Here is a 14,745-nt window from a genome sequence, read left to right on the forward strand (position 1 = left end):
ACGGAGGTGGAGGCATGGCAGCTGGAAGCCCGGCGGGAGCCGGCAGCCCGCCGAGCCCCGAGACGGGCGGTCCGGGCGAGGCGGAGCTGGCGAGGCTCTGGGCCGCCTACCGCCAGTCCGGCGACCGCGCGCTCCGCGAGCGGCTGGTGCTGGCCTACCTGCCGCTGGTGCAGCGGATCGCCAGCCGCCTCGCCGTCCGTCTGCCGCCCCAGGTGGAGCAGCAGGAGCTGGTCAACGAGGGCCTGGGCGGTCTCCTCCAGGCCATCGACCGCTTCGACCCCTCGCGTGGCATCCGCTTCGAGACTTTCGCCGTGCCGCGCATCCAGGGCGCCATGATCGACGGGCTGCGCGCCCTGGACTGGGCGCCGACGCGGCTGCGCCAGCACGACCGCCAGTTGCGCGAGACCTACGCCGCGCTGGAGGCGGAGCGCGGCCGGCCGGCCACTGACGCCGAGGTGGCCGAGCGGCTCGGGGTGCCGGCACGCACCGTCCGCCAGTGGCTGACGGAGCTGAGCCGGGCGGCGGTGCTCAGCCTGGAGGAGCTGGGCATCCCCGGCGAGAGCCTGGGCGCGCCGGCCTTCCAGGAGGCGGAGGCGGCCGACGACCCCTTGGAGTCGGTCATCCGCAAGGAGACCATCCGGGAGCTGGGTCGGGCCATCGAGGAGCTGCCCGAGCGCGAGCGCCTGATCATCACGCTCCTCTACTACGAGGGGCTGACCGCCACCGAGGTGGCGGGTCTCTTGGGCGTGACCGTCTCGCGCATCTCCCAGCTCCATTCGCGCGCCGTCCTGCGGATCCGCGGGAAGATGACGGCCGGCCGAGCCCGGCCGGCCTGAGGCCCGCCCGCCCCGTTCCGGAGGGGGGCGGCTCGATTGCCGCCCCGGGGGGCCGATGGTATACTGCGACGGGCCGCGCGCCGCGCGCAGCCCCATTTCGCACGCGCGCCGACCGCCCCCGGTGCCCGCCGAGGCGGGTGGGCAGGCGGGATGAGGCGGCGGAGGAGAACCGGGAGGTGGGAGCATGTCGGTCGTCTCCATGAAGCAGCTGCTGGAGGCCGGCGTCCACTTCGGCCACCAGACGCGCCGCTGGAACCCCAAGATGCGGCCGTACATCTTCACGGAGCGGAACGGCATCTACATCATCGACCTGCAGAAGACCGTCAAGATGCTGGACGAGGCCTACGCCTGGGTGCGCGACCTCGCCTTCCAGGACGGCAACGTGCTCTTCGTGGGCACCAAGAAGCAGGCCCAGGAGACCATCCGCGAGGAAGCGGAGCGTTGCGGCATGCCCTACGTCAACCAGCGCTGGCTGGGCGGCACGCTGACCAATTTCGTCACCATCAGCTCGCGCGTCAAGCGGCTGGAGGAGCTGACCCGGCTGGTGGAGGAGGGCGAGCTGGAGCGGCTGCCCAAGAAGGAGCAGGCCTCGCTCCTGCGCGAGAAGGCCAAGCTGGAGAAGTACCTGGGCGGCATCCGCGGCATGTCCTCGCTGCCGGACGCGCTCTACGTGGTCGACCCGCGCAAGGAACGGATCTGCGTCAGCGAGGCGCGCCGCCTGGGCATCCCCATCGTGGCCATCGTCGACACCAACTGCGACCCGGATGAGATCACGCACGTGATCCCGGGGAACGACGACGCCATCCGGGCGGTACGCCTGATCACGTCCAAGATCGCCGACGCCATCCTGGAGGGCCGGCAGGGCGTCCAGGTCTCGGCCTGACGGGACGGGCCCGAGGCGAAGGGGCGGCGAGCCGCCCCTTCGCCATGTCCACCGCGGAACAAGGGAGGTCGGAGCATGGCGGAGATCACGGCGGAACAGGTACGGCAGCTCCGGGAGCGCACCGGGGCCGGGATGATGGACTGCAAGCGGGCGCTGGAGGCGACCGGCGGCGACATGGAGAAGGCGACCGACTGGCTGCGGGAGAAGGGCCTGGCGGCCGCCGGCAAGAAGGCCGGGCGCCACGCCGGCGAGGGCCTGATCGAGGCCTACATCCACACCAACGGCCGCGTCGGCGTCCTCCTGGAGCTCAACTGCGAGACCGACTTCGTCGCCCGGACCGAGGGCTTCCGCCAGCTGGCCCACGACCTGGCGCTGCACGTGGCGGCCGCCAGCCCGCGCTGGGTCTCGCGCGAGCAGGTTCCGGCCGAGGTTCTGGCCCACGAGCGCGAGGTGATCCGCCGCCTCACGCTGGAAGAAGGAAAACCCGAACAGATCGTGGATAAGATCGTCGAAGGGCGCCTGGAGAAGCAGTTCTTCGCGGAATACTGCCTGCTGGACCAGCCCTTCGTCAAGGAGCCGGAGCGGACGGTGGGCGAGCTGGTACGCTCGGCCATCGCCCAGTTCGGCGAGAATATCGTGGTACGACGATTCGTCCGCTTCCAGCTGGGCGAGGAGGCGGGGGAGCAGGCGCCGGGCGCCGGGGTGGCGGCGTCTGCCGGCGCGTAGGCCGCCCCGCTCCCAGGGAGGTCTCCGCCGATGGAGGCAGCGCCGCAACCCAGGTTTCACCGCATCGTCCTCAAGCTGAGCGGGGAGGTGCTGGCCGGCGAGAAGGGCTACGGCATCGATCCCCAGGTGGTCGAGAGCCTGGCCCGCCAGGTGGCCGAGGTGGCGGCCATGGGTGTCCAGCTGGCCGTGGTGGTCGGCGGGGGGAACATCTGGCGGGGTGCGGCCGGCGCCGCCATGGGCATGGACCGGGCCACCGCCGACGCCATGGGCATGCTGGCCACGGTGATCAACGCCCTCGCCCTGCAGGACGCGCTGGAGCACTTGGGCGTCCCCACCCGCGTCCAGACCGCCATCGAGATGCGCGAGGTGGCGGAGCCGTACATCCGCCGCCGCGCCATCCGCCACCTGGAGAAGGGCCGCGTGGTCATCTTCGCCGCCGGCAGCGGCAACCCGTTCTTCTCCACCGACACGACGGCGGCCCTGCGCGCGGCCGAGATCGAGGCCGAGGTCATCCTCAAGGCGACCAAGGAAGACGGGGTCTACGAAGCGGACCCCCGCTCCCACCCGGGGGCGCGGCGCTACGAGACGGTCGGCTTCATGGAGGTGCTGGAGCGGGGCCTCGGGGTGATGGACGCCACCGCCGCCTCGCTCTGCATGGACAACGGGATTCCGATCATCGTCTTCGACGTCACCCGGCCGGGCAACATCCGGCGCGTGGTCCTGGGCGAGGCCATCGGAACCTGGGTCGGGGGTGAGCCGCAGTGAGCCGCGCGGTCATCGACGGGGCGCGCCAGCGCATGGAGAAGGCGGTACAGAACTTCGAGCGCGAGCTGGGCGGCGTGAGGGCGGGGCGGGCCACGCCGGCGCTGTTGGAGCGCGTCCGCGTGCAGGCGTACGGGAGCGAACTGCCGGTGCAGCAGGTGGCCTCCATCCACGTGCCCGACGCGCGCACCCTGGTCATCCAGCCCTGGGACAAGGGGCTGGTGACGGCGGTGGAACGGGCCATCCTCAAGTCGGACCTGGGCCTCAACCCGTCCAGCGACGGCCAGGTGATCCGCCTGGTCATCCCGCCCATGACCGAGCAGCGCCGCACCGAGCTGGTCCGCCAGGTGCGCAAGATGGCCGAGGAGGCGCGCGTGGCGGTGCGCAACATCCGCCGCGAGGCCAACGAGCAGCTGAAGGCCGAGATGAAGGCGGAGGCGCTGAGCGAGGACCAGGAGCGCCGCGAGCAGGAGGAGGTCCAGAGGCTGACCGACCGCTTCGTCCAGGCCATCGACGAGGCGCTGGCGGCCAAGGAGAAGGAGATCATGGAGGTCTGAGCCTTGGCGGGGGCGGAGTCGACAGGCGAGGCGACGCCGGGCCTGGAGCGCGGGGAGAGGTGGCTCCTGCGGCCGCTGGAGACGGTGGAGGCCGAGGCCCGGGCCGCCGGCCTGGAGGTGAGGGTGCGGTGGACGGGCGAGGGGCCGGGGCGCGCCCGCGTGGTGCGCGTCCGGCCCGGCGAGGCGGGGGGTGTGGAGCTGCTCGCCGCCCGCTTCCCCGATTTCGCGGCGGAGGCGCCGCGGGAGTAGGGTGGGGATGGAGGTGCGGGCGGTGAGCGGGCGGACGGCGGGGCCGAGGTCGGAGGCGGGCGAGGAGCAGGCGCAGGGGCCGCGGGCGCTGCGCCTGCCGGCGCACGTGGCCATCATCATGGACGGCAACGGGCGCTGGGCCGAGCGGCGCGGGCTCCCGCGCGGCCTCGGCCACCAGGCCGGGGTCGAGTCGGTTCGCCGGGTGGTCCGCGGCTCCATCGAACTGGGCCTGCGCTACCTGACGCTCTACGCCTTCTCCACCGAGAACTGGCGCCGCCCGCCGGAGGAGGTCCGCTTCCTCTGGCATCTGCTGGGGCAGGCGGTCACCCGCGACCTGGACGACCTCTACCGCCAGGGCGTCCGCTTCCGGGCCATCGGCGCGCTGGAGGAGCTGCCGGAGGAGACGCGCCGGCAGATCCGGCTGGCGGAGGAGCGGACGGCGGGCAACGACCGGCTCTACCTGCAGGTGGCGCTCAACTACGGCGGCCGGCGCGAGATCGTGGAGGCGGCCCGGCGCCTGGCCGCGGCCTGCGCGCGGGGCGAGGCGGAGCCGGACGAGATCGACGAGGCGCGCTTCGCGCGCGAGCTGTACACGGCGGGGATCCCCGACCCCGATCTCCTCATCCGGACGGCGGGCGAGTACCGCATCAGCAACTTCCTCCTCTGGCAGGTGGCCTACTGCGAGCTCTGGGTGAGCGAGGTGCTCTGGCCGGACTTCGGGGAGAAGGAGCTGCGCCGGGCGGTGGAGGAGTATTCGCACCGGCAGCGCCGCTTCGGAGGACTGGCGGAGTGGCCCGGCGATGCTCCGTGAGCGGCTCCTCTCGGCGCTGATCGGCCTGCCGCTGCTGCTGGCCGCGGTCCTCCTGGGCGGCTGGCCCCTGGCGGCCGCCATGGCGCTCCTGGCCGGCGTGGCCGGCTGGGAGGGGGGCCGGCTGGCGGGCGCGCTGGGCGTCCGCTTCGCCCCCTGGCTGCCCGCCCTGCCGCCCGCCCTGGCGGTCCTCCTCTGGCAGCTGCGCCCGCGTGTCGGCCTCTACGTACTCGCCTTCTCCCTCCTCCTGCTCCTGGCGCGGGCCGAGTGGCAGGTGGTGGCCGAGCGGAGGCCTGCGCGGGAGGCGCTGGTGGAGTACGTGGCGCTGGTGGCGGCGCTGCTCTACCCCTCCCTCTTCGCCTCGGCCGTGGCGCTGCGCCGTTTGGAGCACGGGGCGCTCTGGCTTACCCTGGTCTTCGCCGGGACCTGGCTGAACGACGCCGCCGCCTTCTTCGTGGGCAGACTCTGGGGCCGCCGCCTCCTGGCGCCCGGGCTGAGCCCGGGCAAGAGCGTGGAGGGGGCGGTGGCGGGCGGCGTGACGGCGCTGGTGGTCTGGATGGCGGCGACGCCCTGGACGGGTCTGGCTCTGCCGGGCGCCGTCGCCCTGGGGATGGCGGCCGCCCTGCTGGGTCCGGTGGGCGACCTCTTCGAATCGCTGGTCAAGCGGGCGGCGGAGTGGAAGGATTCCGGCAGCCTCATCCCGGGGCATGGCGGGGTGCTCGACCGTTTCGACAGCTTCCTCCTGATCGCGCCCACCAGCCTGGTCCTGATCCGCCTCTTCACCGGCGCCGGTTGAGGCGGCGCCGCCGGCCGAGCGGGAGGCTTTCGGATTTGCGGGATCTGGTCATCTTGGGCTCCACGGGCTCCATCGGCCGCCAGGCGCTGGACGTCCTCCGCGCCCACGCGGGGCGCTGGCGGGTGCGCGGCCTGGCGGCGGGCCGCGACGTCGACGGCCTGGAGGCACAGGTGCGCGAGTTCCACCCGGGGCGGGTGGCGCTGGCCGACGAGGCGGCCGCGGCGGAGCTGGAGCGCCGGCTGGCCGGCGAGGGCGTGGAGGTTCTGGCCGGCGAGGCGGGGCTGGTGGAGCTGGCCGCCACCACCGAGGCGGACGGGGTGCTGAGTGCCGTCACCGGCGTGGCGGGCCTGGCGCCGACGCTGGCGGCGCTCAAGGCGCGCCGGCGGGTGGCGCTGGCCAACAAGGAGAGCCTGGTGGCCGCCGGGCCGGTGGTGCGACGCGAACTCGAGAGGCTTTACCCCTGGCTCGCGGCCGAGCCGGGCCTCGCCGTCCACCGGCCCGAGGCGCCGCTCCTGCCCGTGGACAGCGAGCATAGCGCCATCTTCCAGTGCCTGGCCGGCCGGGGGGCCGAAGGGCAGGTGGCGCGCCTCATCCTGACGGCCTCGGGAGGTCCCTTCCGCGGCTGGCCGCGGGAGCGGCTGGCGGGAGTGACGGTGGAGCAGGCGCTCCGCCACCCGACCTGGCGGATGGGGGCGCGCATCACGGTGGAGTCGGCGCTGCTGATGAACAAGGCGCTGGAAGTGATCGAGGCGCATTTCCTCTTCGGCGTCGGGTATGATCAAATCGAAGTGGTCATCCACCCGCAGAGCATCGTCCACTCGCTGGTCGCCTTCGTCGACGGCTCCGTCCTGGGCCAGCTGGGCGCGGCCGACATGCGCATCCCCATCCAGTACGCGCTCACCTATCCGGAACGGTGGCCCTCGCCGGCGCCCGGCTTGGACTTGGCGAGCGTGGGCCGGCTGGAGTTCGCCCCGCCCGACCGCGAGGCCTTCCCCTCGCTGGAGCTGGGCTACCTGGCCGGACGGACGGGCGGCACGGCGCCGGCGGTTCTCAACGCCGCCAAGGAGGAGGCGGTGGGACGCTTCCTCCAGGGGCGCCTTCCCTTCTTGGCCGTGCCCGAGGTGGCGGGGGAGGTGCTGGCGGAGCACCGGGCGGTGGCCGAGCCTTCGCTGGCGGACGTCCTGGAGGCCGACCGCTGGGCGCGCGAGCGGGCGCGCCGGCGAATGGAGGCGATGGCGGCGACATGGTGAGCAACTGGATCCTGGTGGTGGCCGTCTTCGCCTTCCTGATCGTCTTCCACGAGTTCGGCCACTACCTGATGGGCAAGCTGAGCGGCGTCCGCGTGGACGAGTTCGCGGTGGGCTTCGGCCCCCGGCTGGCAGGCTTTCGCTGGGGCGAGACCGCCTACAACCTCCGTCTCCTCCCCCTGGGTGGCTTCTGCCGGCTGGCGGGCCTCGAGGCGGAGCCCGACGACCTGGCGCGCGAGGTGGTGGGAGACGGCCCTCCACGGGCGGCTGACGAGGAGGGGGAGGGTGCGGCCCGGGCACGGCTCAGGCTCCGCCCGCCGATCCCGCCCGGCCGCTCCTTCCAGGACAAGTCCTTCCTCTGGAGACTGGCCATCATCGCCGCCGGGCCACTCTTCAACATCGCCCTGGCCGTGGTGCTTTTTGCCGTCACCTTCACCGTGGCCGGCATCCCCTCCGGCACCACCCTGCGTATCGCCTCGGTGCAGGCGGGCCTCCCGGCGGCCGCGGCGGGGCTTCGCCCGGGCGACCGGCTGGTGGCTGTCGACGGGCAGCGGCTGACCGAATGGCAGCAGTTCCAGCAGGTGGTGGCCTCCAGCCCGGGCCGGAGGCTGGAGCTGACGGTGGAGCGGGACGGCCGCCTGCTGACGCTGGCGGTCACACCCCAGCGCCAGGCGGACGGGCATGGCCTGGTGGGGGTGGCCCCGGCCAGTGAGCTGCGGCGCATGAGCCCCGGCCAGGGGATCCTCCAGGCCTTCGGGGCCACGTGGAGCGTCATCGCCGGCTGGTTTCAGGGGATCGGGGCGATGGTCAGCCACGCCGGCGGCGTCCAGGTGATGGGGCCGGTGGGCATCGGCGCGGAGATCTTCCAGGCCAGCCTGCTGGGTTTCTCCTACCTGCTCCTCTGGGGCGCGCTGATCAGCGCCAACTTGGGTCTGATCAACCTCCTGCCGATCCCTGCCCTGGACGGGAGTCACCTGCTTCTCATCCTGGTGGAGTGGATCCGCGGGAGGCCCGTCGATCCCGCCAAGGTCAACCTGGTCCAATTCATCGGCTTCGCTCTCCTGATGCTGCTGATGATCGCGGTCACCTACCGCGACTTGGTGAGGCTGATCGGCTGACTCCCGGGAGCCGAAGCGGGCCCCGGGCGCGGAGCGTGAGGAGGTCGGGAGAGGTGGACCGGCGCGAGAGCCGGCAGGTGCGCGTAGGCAAAGTGGCCATCGGCGGCGGTGCCCCGGTGACCGTGCAGACCATGACCAAGACGGACACCCGGGACGTCGCCGCCACGGTGGACGAGATCCGGCGCCTGGCCATGGCGGGCGCGGACATCGTGCGCTTGGCCGTGGTCGACGCCGAGGCGGCCGTCGCCCTGGGTGCCATCAAGCGCGAGGTGGGCGACTTCCCCCTGGTGGCCGACATCCACTTCGACTACCGGCTGGCGCTGGAGGCGCTGCGCCAGGGAGTGGACAAGATCCGCATCAACCCGGGAAACATCGGCGCCGAGTGGAAGGTGCGCGAGGTGGTGGCGGCCTGCCGCGAGCGGGGCGTCCCCATCCGCATCGGCGTCAACTCCGGCTCCATCGAGCGGCCGCTGCTGGAGAAGTACGGCCGCTCGCCGCGGGCCATGGTGGAGAGCGCCCTCCGCCACGTGGAGATCCTGGAGCGCATGGACTTCCAGGACATCGTCATCTCGCTCAAAGCCTCCGACGTGCCCACCATGGTGGCGGCGTACGAGGAGATCGCCCGCGAGGTGCCGTATCCGCTCCATCTGGGCGTGACCGAGGCGGGCCCCGGCCTGGCGGCGGCGGTCAAGTCGGCCGTGGGCATCGGCCACCTGCTGGCGGAGGGGATCGGCGACACGATCCGCGTCTCCATCACGGGCGACGCCGCCGAAGAGGTGGCGGTGGGGCTGGAGATCCTCTATGCCCTGGGCCTGCGCGAGAAGCGCCTGGAGATCGTCTCCTGCCCCACCTGCGGACGGTGCGAGGTCGACCTCTTCCGCATCGTCCACGAGGTGGAGCAGCGCATGCCGCCGGTGGAGCGTCCGCTGCGCGTCGCCATCATGGGCTGCGGCGTCAACGGGCCCGGCGAGGCGCGGGAGGCCGACATCGGGCTGGCCTCGGGCAACGGCGTGGGCCTCATCTTCCGCAAGGGGCAGGTGCTGCGCAAGGTGCCGGAGCGCGAGATGGTCGACGTGCTGCTGGAGGAGATCGCCCGGCTGGGCAGGGCCGGGGAGGCGTCCGAACCGGTCGGCGCCGGATCTTGACCCGCGCCCGGCGACCGCTCTTCCGCAGGGCCGGCGAGGCCCCGCGGAAACATTTTTATCCGGGAGAGGCAAGGAGCGAGGAGACGGGGGGATCGGCGGATGCGCCTCTCGCAGTACTTGGCCCCGACGCTCCGCGAGGAGCCGGCCGAGGCCGAGATTCCCAGCCATCGCCTGATGCTGCGGGCGGGGCTGATGCGCAAAGTGGCGGCGGGGATCTACACCTTCCTGCCGCTGGGGACGCGCGCCATCCAGAAGGTGGAGCAGATGGTGCGCGAGGAGATGAACCGGGCGGGGGCGCTGGAGGTGCGGCTGCCCATCGTCCAGCCGGCGGAGCTCTGGCAGGAGACGGGCCGCTGGGAGGAGTACGGCCCGGAGATGTTCCGCCTCAGTGACCGCCACGGGCGGCTCTTCGCGCTGGGGCCGACACACGAGGAGATCGTCACCGACCTGGTGCGCGGCACGGTCTCCTCCTACCGCCAGCTGCCGCTCACCCTCTACCAGATCCAGAACAAGTACCGGGACGAGGTGCGCCCCCGTTTCGGGGTGATGCGCTCGCGCGAGTTCGTGATGAAGGACGCCTACTCCTTCGACCGGGACGAGGAGGGCATGCACCGCAGCTACCGGGCCATGTACGAGGCGTACGAGCGCGTCTTCCGCCGCTGCGGGCTGGAGTTCCGCGTGGTGGAGGCCGACTCGGGCGCCATCGGCGGCAGCTACACGCACGAGTTCATGGCCCTGGCCGAGAGCGGCGAGGCCGAGGTGGTCTGGTGCCCGCGCTGCGGCTACGCGGCCGACGCCGAGAAGGCCGAGTCGGCGGCGCCGCCGGCGGGCGAGGAGCCCCTCCGGCCGCTGGAGCGGGTGGCGACGCCGGGGGTGCGGACCATCCAGGAGCTGGTCGACTTCCTCCCGGTGGACGTGGGGCATACGGCCAAGATCCTCTTCTACGTCGCCACCTACGCCGGCGGGCGCGAGGAGCTGGTGGCCGCCGTCCTGCGCGGCGACCGGACGCTCAACGAGATCAAGCTGAAGAACGCGCTGGGCGCGCTGCAGGTGCGCATGGCGGACCAGGAGCGGGTCTTGCGGGAGACCGGCGCCCCCTTCGGCTCGGCCGGGCCGGTGGGGCTTCGCGGCGCCCGCCTCCTCCTCGACCGCGAGGTGGCGGCCGGCCGGAACTGGGCCGTGGGCGCCAACGAGGAGGACTGGCACCTGCGCAACGCCAACCCCGGGCGCGACTTCCCCGCTGGTCCGGTCCACGACCTGCGTCTGGCGGGTGCGGGCGATCCCTGCCCGCGCTGCGGCGAGCCCATGGAGAGCCGGGCGGGCATCGAGGTGGGCCAGGTTTTCGAGCTGGGGACCAAGTACTCCGAGCGCCTGGGCGCCACCTTCTACGACGAGGAAGGGCGCAGCCGCCCGATCCTGATGGGCTGCTACGGCATCGGCGTGACGCGCACGGTGGCGGCGGTGATCGAGCAGCACCACGACGAGTCCGGCATCGTCTGGCCGGTCAGCGTCGCCCCCTTCGAGGCGGTGGTGGTACCCGTCCACTACGCCGAACCGGCCCAGCGCGAGGCGGCCGAGCGCCTCTACCGCGAGTTGCAGGAGGCGGGCGTGGAGGTGGCCCTGGACGACCGGGACGAGCGGAGCGGCGTCAAGTTCAACGACGCCGACCTGGTGGGCTACCCCTACCGCGTGACGGTGGGGCCCAAGGCGCTGGCGCGCGGCGAAGTGGAGCTGACGCGGCGGGCGGGCCGACAGACCGAGAGCCTGCCGCTGGAGGAGCTGGCGGACGTCCTGCGCCGCCGCCTGGCGGCCGACCGGGCCGCGCTCTCCGCCGAGTAGGGTGGGCGGCGTGGTGGCGAGGTGGCTGCGCGTGGAGCCGGCCGCGCCCGCCGGCGCGGGCGTGGACTGGCTCCTGGGAGAGCTCTGGACGGGGCTTTCCGGGGAGGAGCGGCGCCGCTGGGCGGGGGCGCGGGTGGCCGCGCTCCGCCTGGCCGCCGACGCCAGTGAGGCGCGGCTGGAGGTGACGGGCTGCGATCCGGAGGCCGGCGGGGAGCTGGCCGACCTGCTCCGGCGGCGCTTCCCCGGCTTCCGCCAGTACCGCGTCGAGGTGCGGAGGCTCTCCCCGGAGGAGCTTTTCCCGCGCCTGGTGGAGGCAGCCGCGGCGCGTAACCCGGCCGTGGGGCCGCTCCTGCGCGCCGGCCGGGCCGACTGGCCCGAGCCGGACCGGCTGGAGATCCGGCTGCCCCACGCCTCCGGGCGGGACTGGCTGCGCGAGGAGCGCGCCGAGGGGCTCCTGGCGCAGGAGGCGGCGGCGCTCTTGGGGCGCGAGGTGGAGGTGCGCCTGGTCGTCGACGAGGCCCCGGAGGCGGAGGAGCCCGGGGAGATCGAGGCCGAGCTGCTACGCGAGGCGTTCGCTGCCGTGGAGAGCGCCCCGGGCGAGCCGCCGGCGACCGGCGGGCAGGAGCCGCCGACCGAGGGCGAGGTACTGGCGGGCCGCCGCATCCCGGAGGAGCCGGTGCGCATGGCCGAGCTGGGCGAGGAGCCCGGCGAGGTGGTGGTGGAGGGCGAGATCCTCGCCATCGAGGGGCGCGAGCTGAAGAGCGGGCGCTGGCTCTTCGAGATGGATGTGAGCGACCGCAGCGACAGCCTGACCGCGCGCTGCTTCCTGCCGCGCCAGCGCGTCGCCCGCTTCGCGCTCCTCAAGCCGGGCCAGCGCCTCCGCCTGCGCGGCCGCTGGGAGATGGAGAAGACGGCCGGCGAGCCCCGCCTGACGGTGCGCGACGCCCAGGTGGTGGCGCCGCGACGGCGGCGGGACGAGGCGGCGGAGAAGCGGGTGGAGCTCCACTGCCACACGCGCATGAGCGCCATGGACGCGGTCAGCGAGACGGAGGAGCTGGTCCGCCGGGCGGCCGAGTGGGGGCATCCCGCCATCGCCATCACCGACCACGGCGTGGTCCAGTCCTTCCCCGAGGCGTACGAGGCGGGGAAGAAGTACGGCGTCCAGATCCTCTACGGCATGGAGGCCTACCTGCAGGTCGACGAGAGCGACCTGAGCCGCCCATACAACCACGCCATCCTCATCGCCCGCGACCAGGAAGGGCTGCACGCCCTCTACGAGCTGGTGACGCGCTCGCACCTGGAGAGCTTCCACCGCTTCCCGCGCATTCCCAAGAGCCTCCTGGCGGCGCGGCGCGAGCACCTCCTGATCGGCACCGCCTGCGAGCGGGGGGAGCTCTTCCGGGCCCTCCTGGCCGGGGCGGGGGAGGAGGAGCTGGAGCGCATCGCCTCCTTCTACGACTACCTGGAGGTGCAGCCGCTGGCCAACGACCGCTTCCTGATCGAGAACGGGACGCTGCCGGACGAGGAGGCGCTGCGCCAGATCAACCGGCGCATCGTCGAGCTGGGCGAGCGGCTGGGGAAGCCGGTCTGCGCCACCAGCGACTGCCACTTCGTGGAGCCGGAGGACGGCCTCTTCCGGAACGTGCTCCACGCGGCCCAGGGTTACGACGACTCGGAGCGCGAGTCGCCGCTCTTCTTTCACACGACCGACGAGATGCTGGCCGAGTTCGACTACCTGGGCGAGGAGCGCTGCCGCCGGGTGGTGATCGAGGGGCCGCGGCAGGTGGCGGCGCTCTGCAGCCCGGACATCCTCCCCGTCCCGGAGGGACTCCACGCGCCCGAGCTGCCCGGCGCCGCCGAGGAGCTGGAGGAGACGGCGCGGGGGCGCGCCCGCGAGCTGTACGGCGAGCCGCTGCCGGAGGCGGTGGCCGAGCGGCTGGAGTACGAGATCCGCTCCATCGTCGGCAACGGCTTCGCCAGCCTCTACATGATCGCCCAGCGGCTGGTCCGGAAGTCGCTGGAGGACGGCTACCTGGTGGGCTCGCGCGGCTCGGTGGGCTCCTCGCTGGTGGCCACGCTCCTCGGGATCACCGAGGTCAACCCGCTGCCGCCCCACTACCGCTGTCCCGACTGCCGCTGGAGCGACTTCCCGGCCCAGCCGGGCGTCGCCTCCGGCTTCGACCTGCCGGAGCGCAGCTGCCCGCGCTGCGGCGGGCGGCTGGTCAAGGACGGGCACGACATCCCCTTCGCCACCTTCATGGGCTTCCACGGCGACAAGGTGCCCGACATCGACCTCAACTTCTCGGGCGAGTACCAGCCGCGCATCCATCGCTACACGGAGGAGCTGCTGGGCGAGGGGCACGTCTTCCGCGCGGGCACCATCTCCACCATCGCCGAGCGGACCGCCTACGGCTTCGTCCGCGCCTGGGCGCAGCAGACGGGCAGGAAGTTGCGCGAGGCGGAGGTGCGCCGCCTGGTGCGCGGCTGCTCGGGGGTGCGCCGGACCACCGGCCAGCACCCGGGCGGCCTGATGGTGGTGCCGCGGGGCGACGACATCCTGCGCTACACGCCGCTCCAGCACCCGGCCGACGACCGCGAGTCGGGGACGGTCACCACCCACTTCGACTACCACTCCATCTCCTCGCGGCTGGTCAAGCTGGACCTGCTGGGCCACGATGACCCCACGGCCATCCGCATGCTGGAGGAGCTGACCGGAGTCGACGCCCACGCCATCCCCTTCGACGACCCGGAGACGCTGGCGCTCTTCTCGGGGCTGGAGCCGCTGGGCCTCTCGGCCGAGGAGCTGGGCAGCGACGTGGGCACGCTGGGGCTGCCCGAGTTCGGCACGCGCTTCGTGCGCGGCATGCTCTCCCAGACCCGTCCCAAGAGCTTCGCCGAGCTGGTCCGCATCTCGGGCCTCTCCCACGGCACGGACGTCTGGAACAACAACGCCCAGGAGCTGGTGGCCTCGGGGCGTGCCACGCTCCAGGAAGTCATCTCCACCCGCGACGACATCATGCTGGCCCTGATCCGCTGGGGCATGGAGCGGGAGGAAGCCTTCCGCATCATGGAGCAGGTACGCAAAGGGAAGGGGCTGAAGCCCTCCGACGAGGAGGCCATGCGCCGCCACGGGGTCCCCGGTTGGTTCGTGGAGAGCTGCCAGAAGATCAGCTACCTCTTTCCCAAGGCGCACGCGGTGGCCTACGTGATCATGGCCTTCCGCATCGCCTGGTTCAAGGTCCACCATCCGGCCGCCTTCTACGCCACCTACTTCAGCGTCCGCGCCGACGACTTCGACGCCGCCTGGATCGGCGAAACGCCGTCCACCTGGCGGCGCCGCATCCGCGAGATCGAGGCGAAGGGAAACGAGGCCACGGCGAAGGAGAAGAACCAGGTGACCATCCTGGAGGTGGCCGTGGAGATGGCGCTGCGCGGGATGCGCTTCCTGCCCATCGACCTGGAGCGCTCGCACCCGGCCCGCTTCCTGGTGGAGGAGGGCGGGTTGCGGCCGCCCTTCGTCGCCATCCAGGGGCTGGGCGCCCGCGCCGCGGAGGCCATCGTGCGCGCGCGCGAGGAGGCGCCCTTCCTCTCCCGCGAGGACCTGCAGCGGCGCGGCCGCCTGAGCCGGGCGGTCATGGAGCTGCTGGAGCGCCACGGCGTCCTGGAGGGGCTGCCGCTCTCGGACCAGATGGTCCTCTTCTGAGGCCCCGCCGGCCTGGGGGCGGCACGGGGCCGGGGGCGGTCCGCACCGCGGGCGCCCCGGCGGCGGGAGACCGAGC

The 14,745-nt window shown here is 72.9% G+C and carries 13 protein-coding genes; all 13 read left to right on the forward strand.

Annotation, left to right across the window (positions count from 1 at the left end):
- Nucleotides 1-14 precede the first annotated feature (14 nt).
- The 13 genes from K6U79_01195 to K6U79_01255 all read left to right on the forward strand — a co-directional run bounded on the left by K6U79_01195 (nucleotide 15) and on the right by K6U79_01255 (nucleotide 14,669).
- Entirely contained in the window at nucleotides 15-836 is an 822-nt protein-coding gene (locus K6U79_01195) for a FliA/WhiG family RNA polymerase sigma factor (protein ID MCL6520975.1), read from the forward strand.
- Nucleotides 837-1,020: 184 nt separating this feature from the next.
- Nucleotides 1,021-1,719 (forward strand): 30S ribosomal protein S2, encoded by a 699-nt coding sequence (rpsB, locus tag K6U79_01200; GenBank protein ID MCL6520976.1) that lies wholly within the window; start codon nucleotides 1,021-1,023, stop codon nucleotides 1,717-1,719.
- A gap of 75 nt (nucleotides 1,720-1,794) precedes the next feature.
- On the forward strand, nucleotides 1,795-2,445 hold the full coding sequence (gene tsf, locus K6U79_01205) for a translation elongation factor Ts (protein MCL6520977.1): 651 nt from the start codon (nucleotides 1,795-1,797) through the stop codon (nucleotides 2,443-2,445).
- A gap of 30 nt (nucleotides 2,446-2,475) precedes the next feature.
- A complete protein-coding gene (pyrH, locus tag K6U79_01210; GenBank protein ID MCL6520978.1) occupies nucleotides 2,476-3,210 on the forward strand; it encodes a UMP kinase in 735 nt (244 codons plus the stop codon).
- Complete coding sequence (frr, locus tag K6U79_01215) at nucleotides 3,207-3,764, forward strand: ribosome recycling factor (protein MCL6520979.1); 558 nt, start codon at nucleotides 3,207-3,209, stop codon at nucleotides 3,762-3,764. The genes pyrH and frr overlap by 4 nt, the downstream gene beginning before the upstream one ends.
- Nucleotides 3,765-3,767: 3 nt before the next feature.
- Nucleotides 3,768-4,013 (forward strand): hypothetical protein, encoded by a 246-nt coding sequence (locus tag K6U79_01220; protein MCL6520980.1) that lies wholly within the window; start codon nucleotides 3,768-3,770, stop codon nucleotides 4,011-4,013.
- Between the two features lie 7 nt (nucleotides 4,014-4,020).
- A complete protein-coding gene (locus tag K6U79_01225; GenBank protein ID MCL6520981.1) occupies nucleotides 4,021-4,824 on the forward strand; it encodes an isoprenyl transferase in 804 nt (267 codons plus the stop codon).
- Entirely contained in the window at nucleotides 4,814-5,617 is an 804-nt protein-coding gene (locus K6U79_01230) for a phosphatidate cytidylyltransferase (GenBank protein MCL6520982.1), read from the forward strand. The genes K6U79_01225 and K6U79_01230 overlap by 11 nt, the downstream gene beginning before the upstream one ends.
- A 35-nt stretch (nucleotides 5,618-5,652) precedes the next feature.
- Complete coding sequence (locus tag K6U79_01235; protein MCL6520983.1) at nucleotides 5,653-6,867, forward strand: 1-deoxy-D-xylulose-5-phosphate reductoisomerase; 1,215 nt, start codon at nucleotides 5,653-5,655, stop codon at nucleotides 6,865-6,867.
- The gene (gene rseP / locus K6U79_01240; GenBank protein MCL6520984.1) at nucleotides 6,861-7,982 is read left to right on the forward strand and encodes an RIP metalloprotease RseP; all 1,122 of its coding nucleotides are present in this window, start codon (nucleotides 6,861-6,863) and stop codon (nucleotides 7,980-7,982) included. Before K6U79_01235 ends, rseP begins: the two co-directional genes overlap by 7 nt.
- A gap of 35 nt (nucleotides 7,983-8,017) precedes the next feature.
- Entirely contained in the window at nucleotides 8,018-9,127 is a 1,110-nt protein-coding gene (ispG, locus tag K6U79_01245; GenBank protein MCL6520985.1) for a flavodoxin-dependent (E)-4-hydroxy-3-methylbut-2-enyl-diphosphate synthase, read from the forward strand.
- 99 nt (nucleotides 9,128-9,226) lie between these two features.
- Nucleotides 9,227-10,966, forward strand: a complete 1,740-nt coding sequence (locus K6U79_01250) for a proline--tRNA ligase (GenBank protein ID MCL6520986.1) — start codon at nucleotides 9,227-9,229, stop codon at nucleotides 10,964-10,966.
- A gap of 13 nt (nucleotides 10,967-10,979) precedes the next feature.
- On the forward strand, nucleotides 10,980-14,669 hold the full coding sequence (locus K6U79_01255; protein MCL6520987.1) for a PolC-type DNA polymerase III: 3,690 nt from the start codon (nucleotides 10,980-10,982) through the stop codon (nucleotides 14,667-14,669).
- Nucleotides 14,670-14,745: the final 76 nt, after the last annotated feature.

It is taken from the genome of Bacillota bacterium (assembly GCA_023511835.1).
In the GTDB taxonomy this organism is placed as follows: Bacteria; Bacillota; Sulfobacillia; order JAIMAT01; family JAIMAT01; genus JAIMAT01.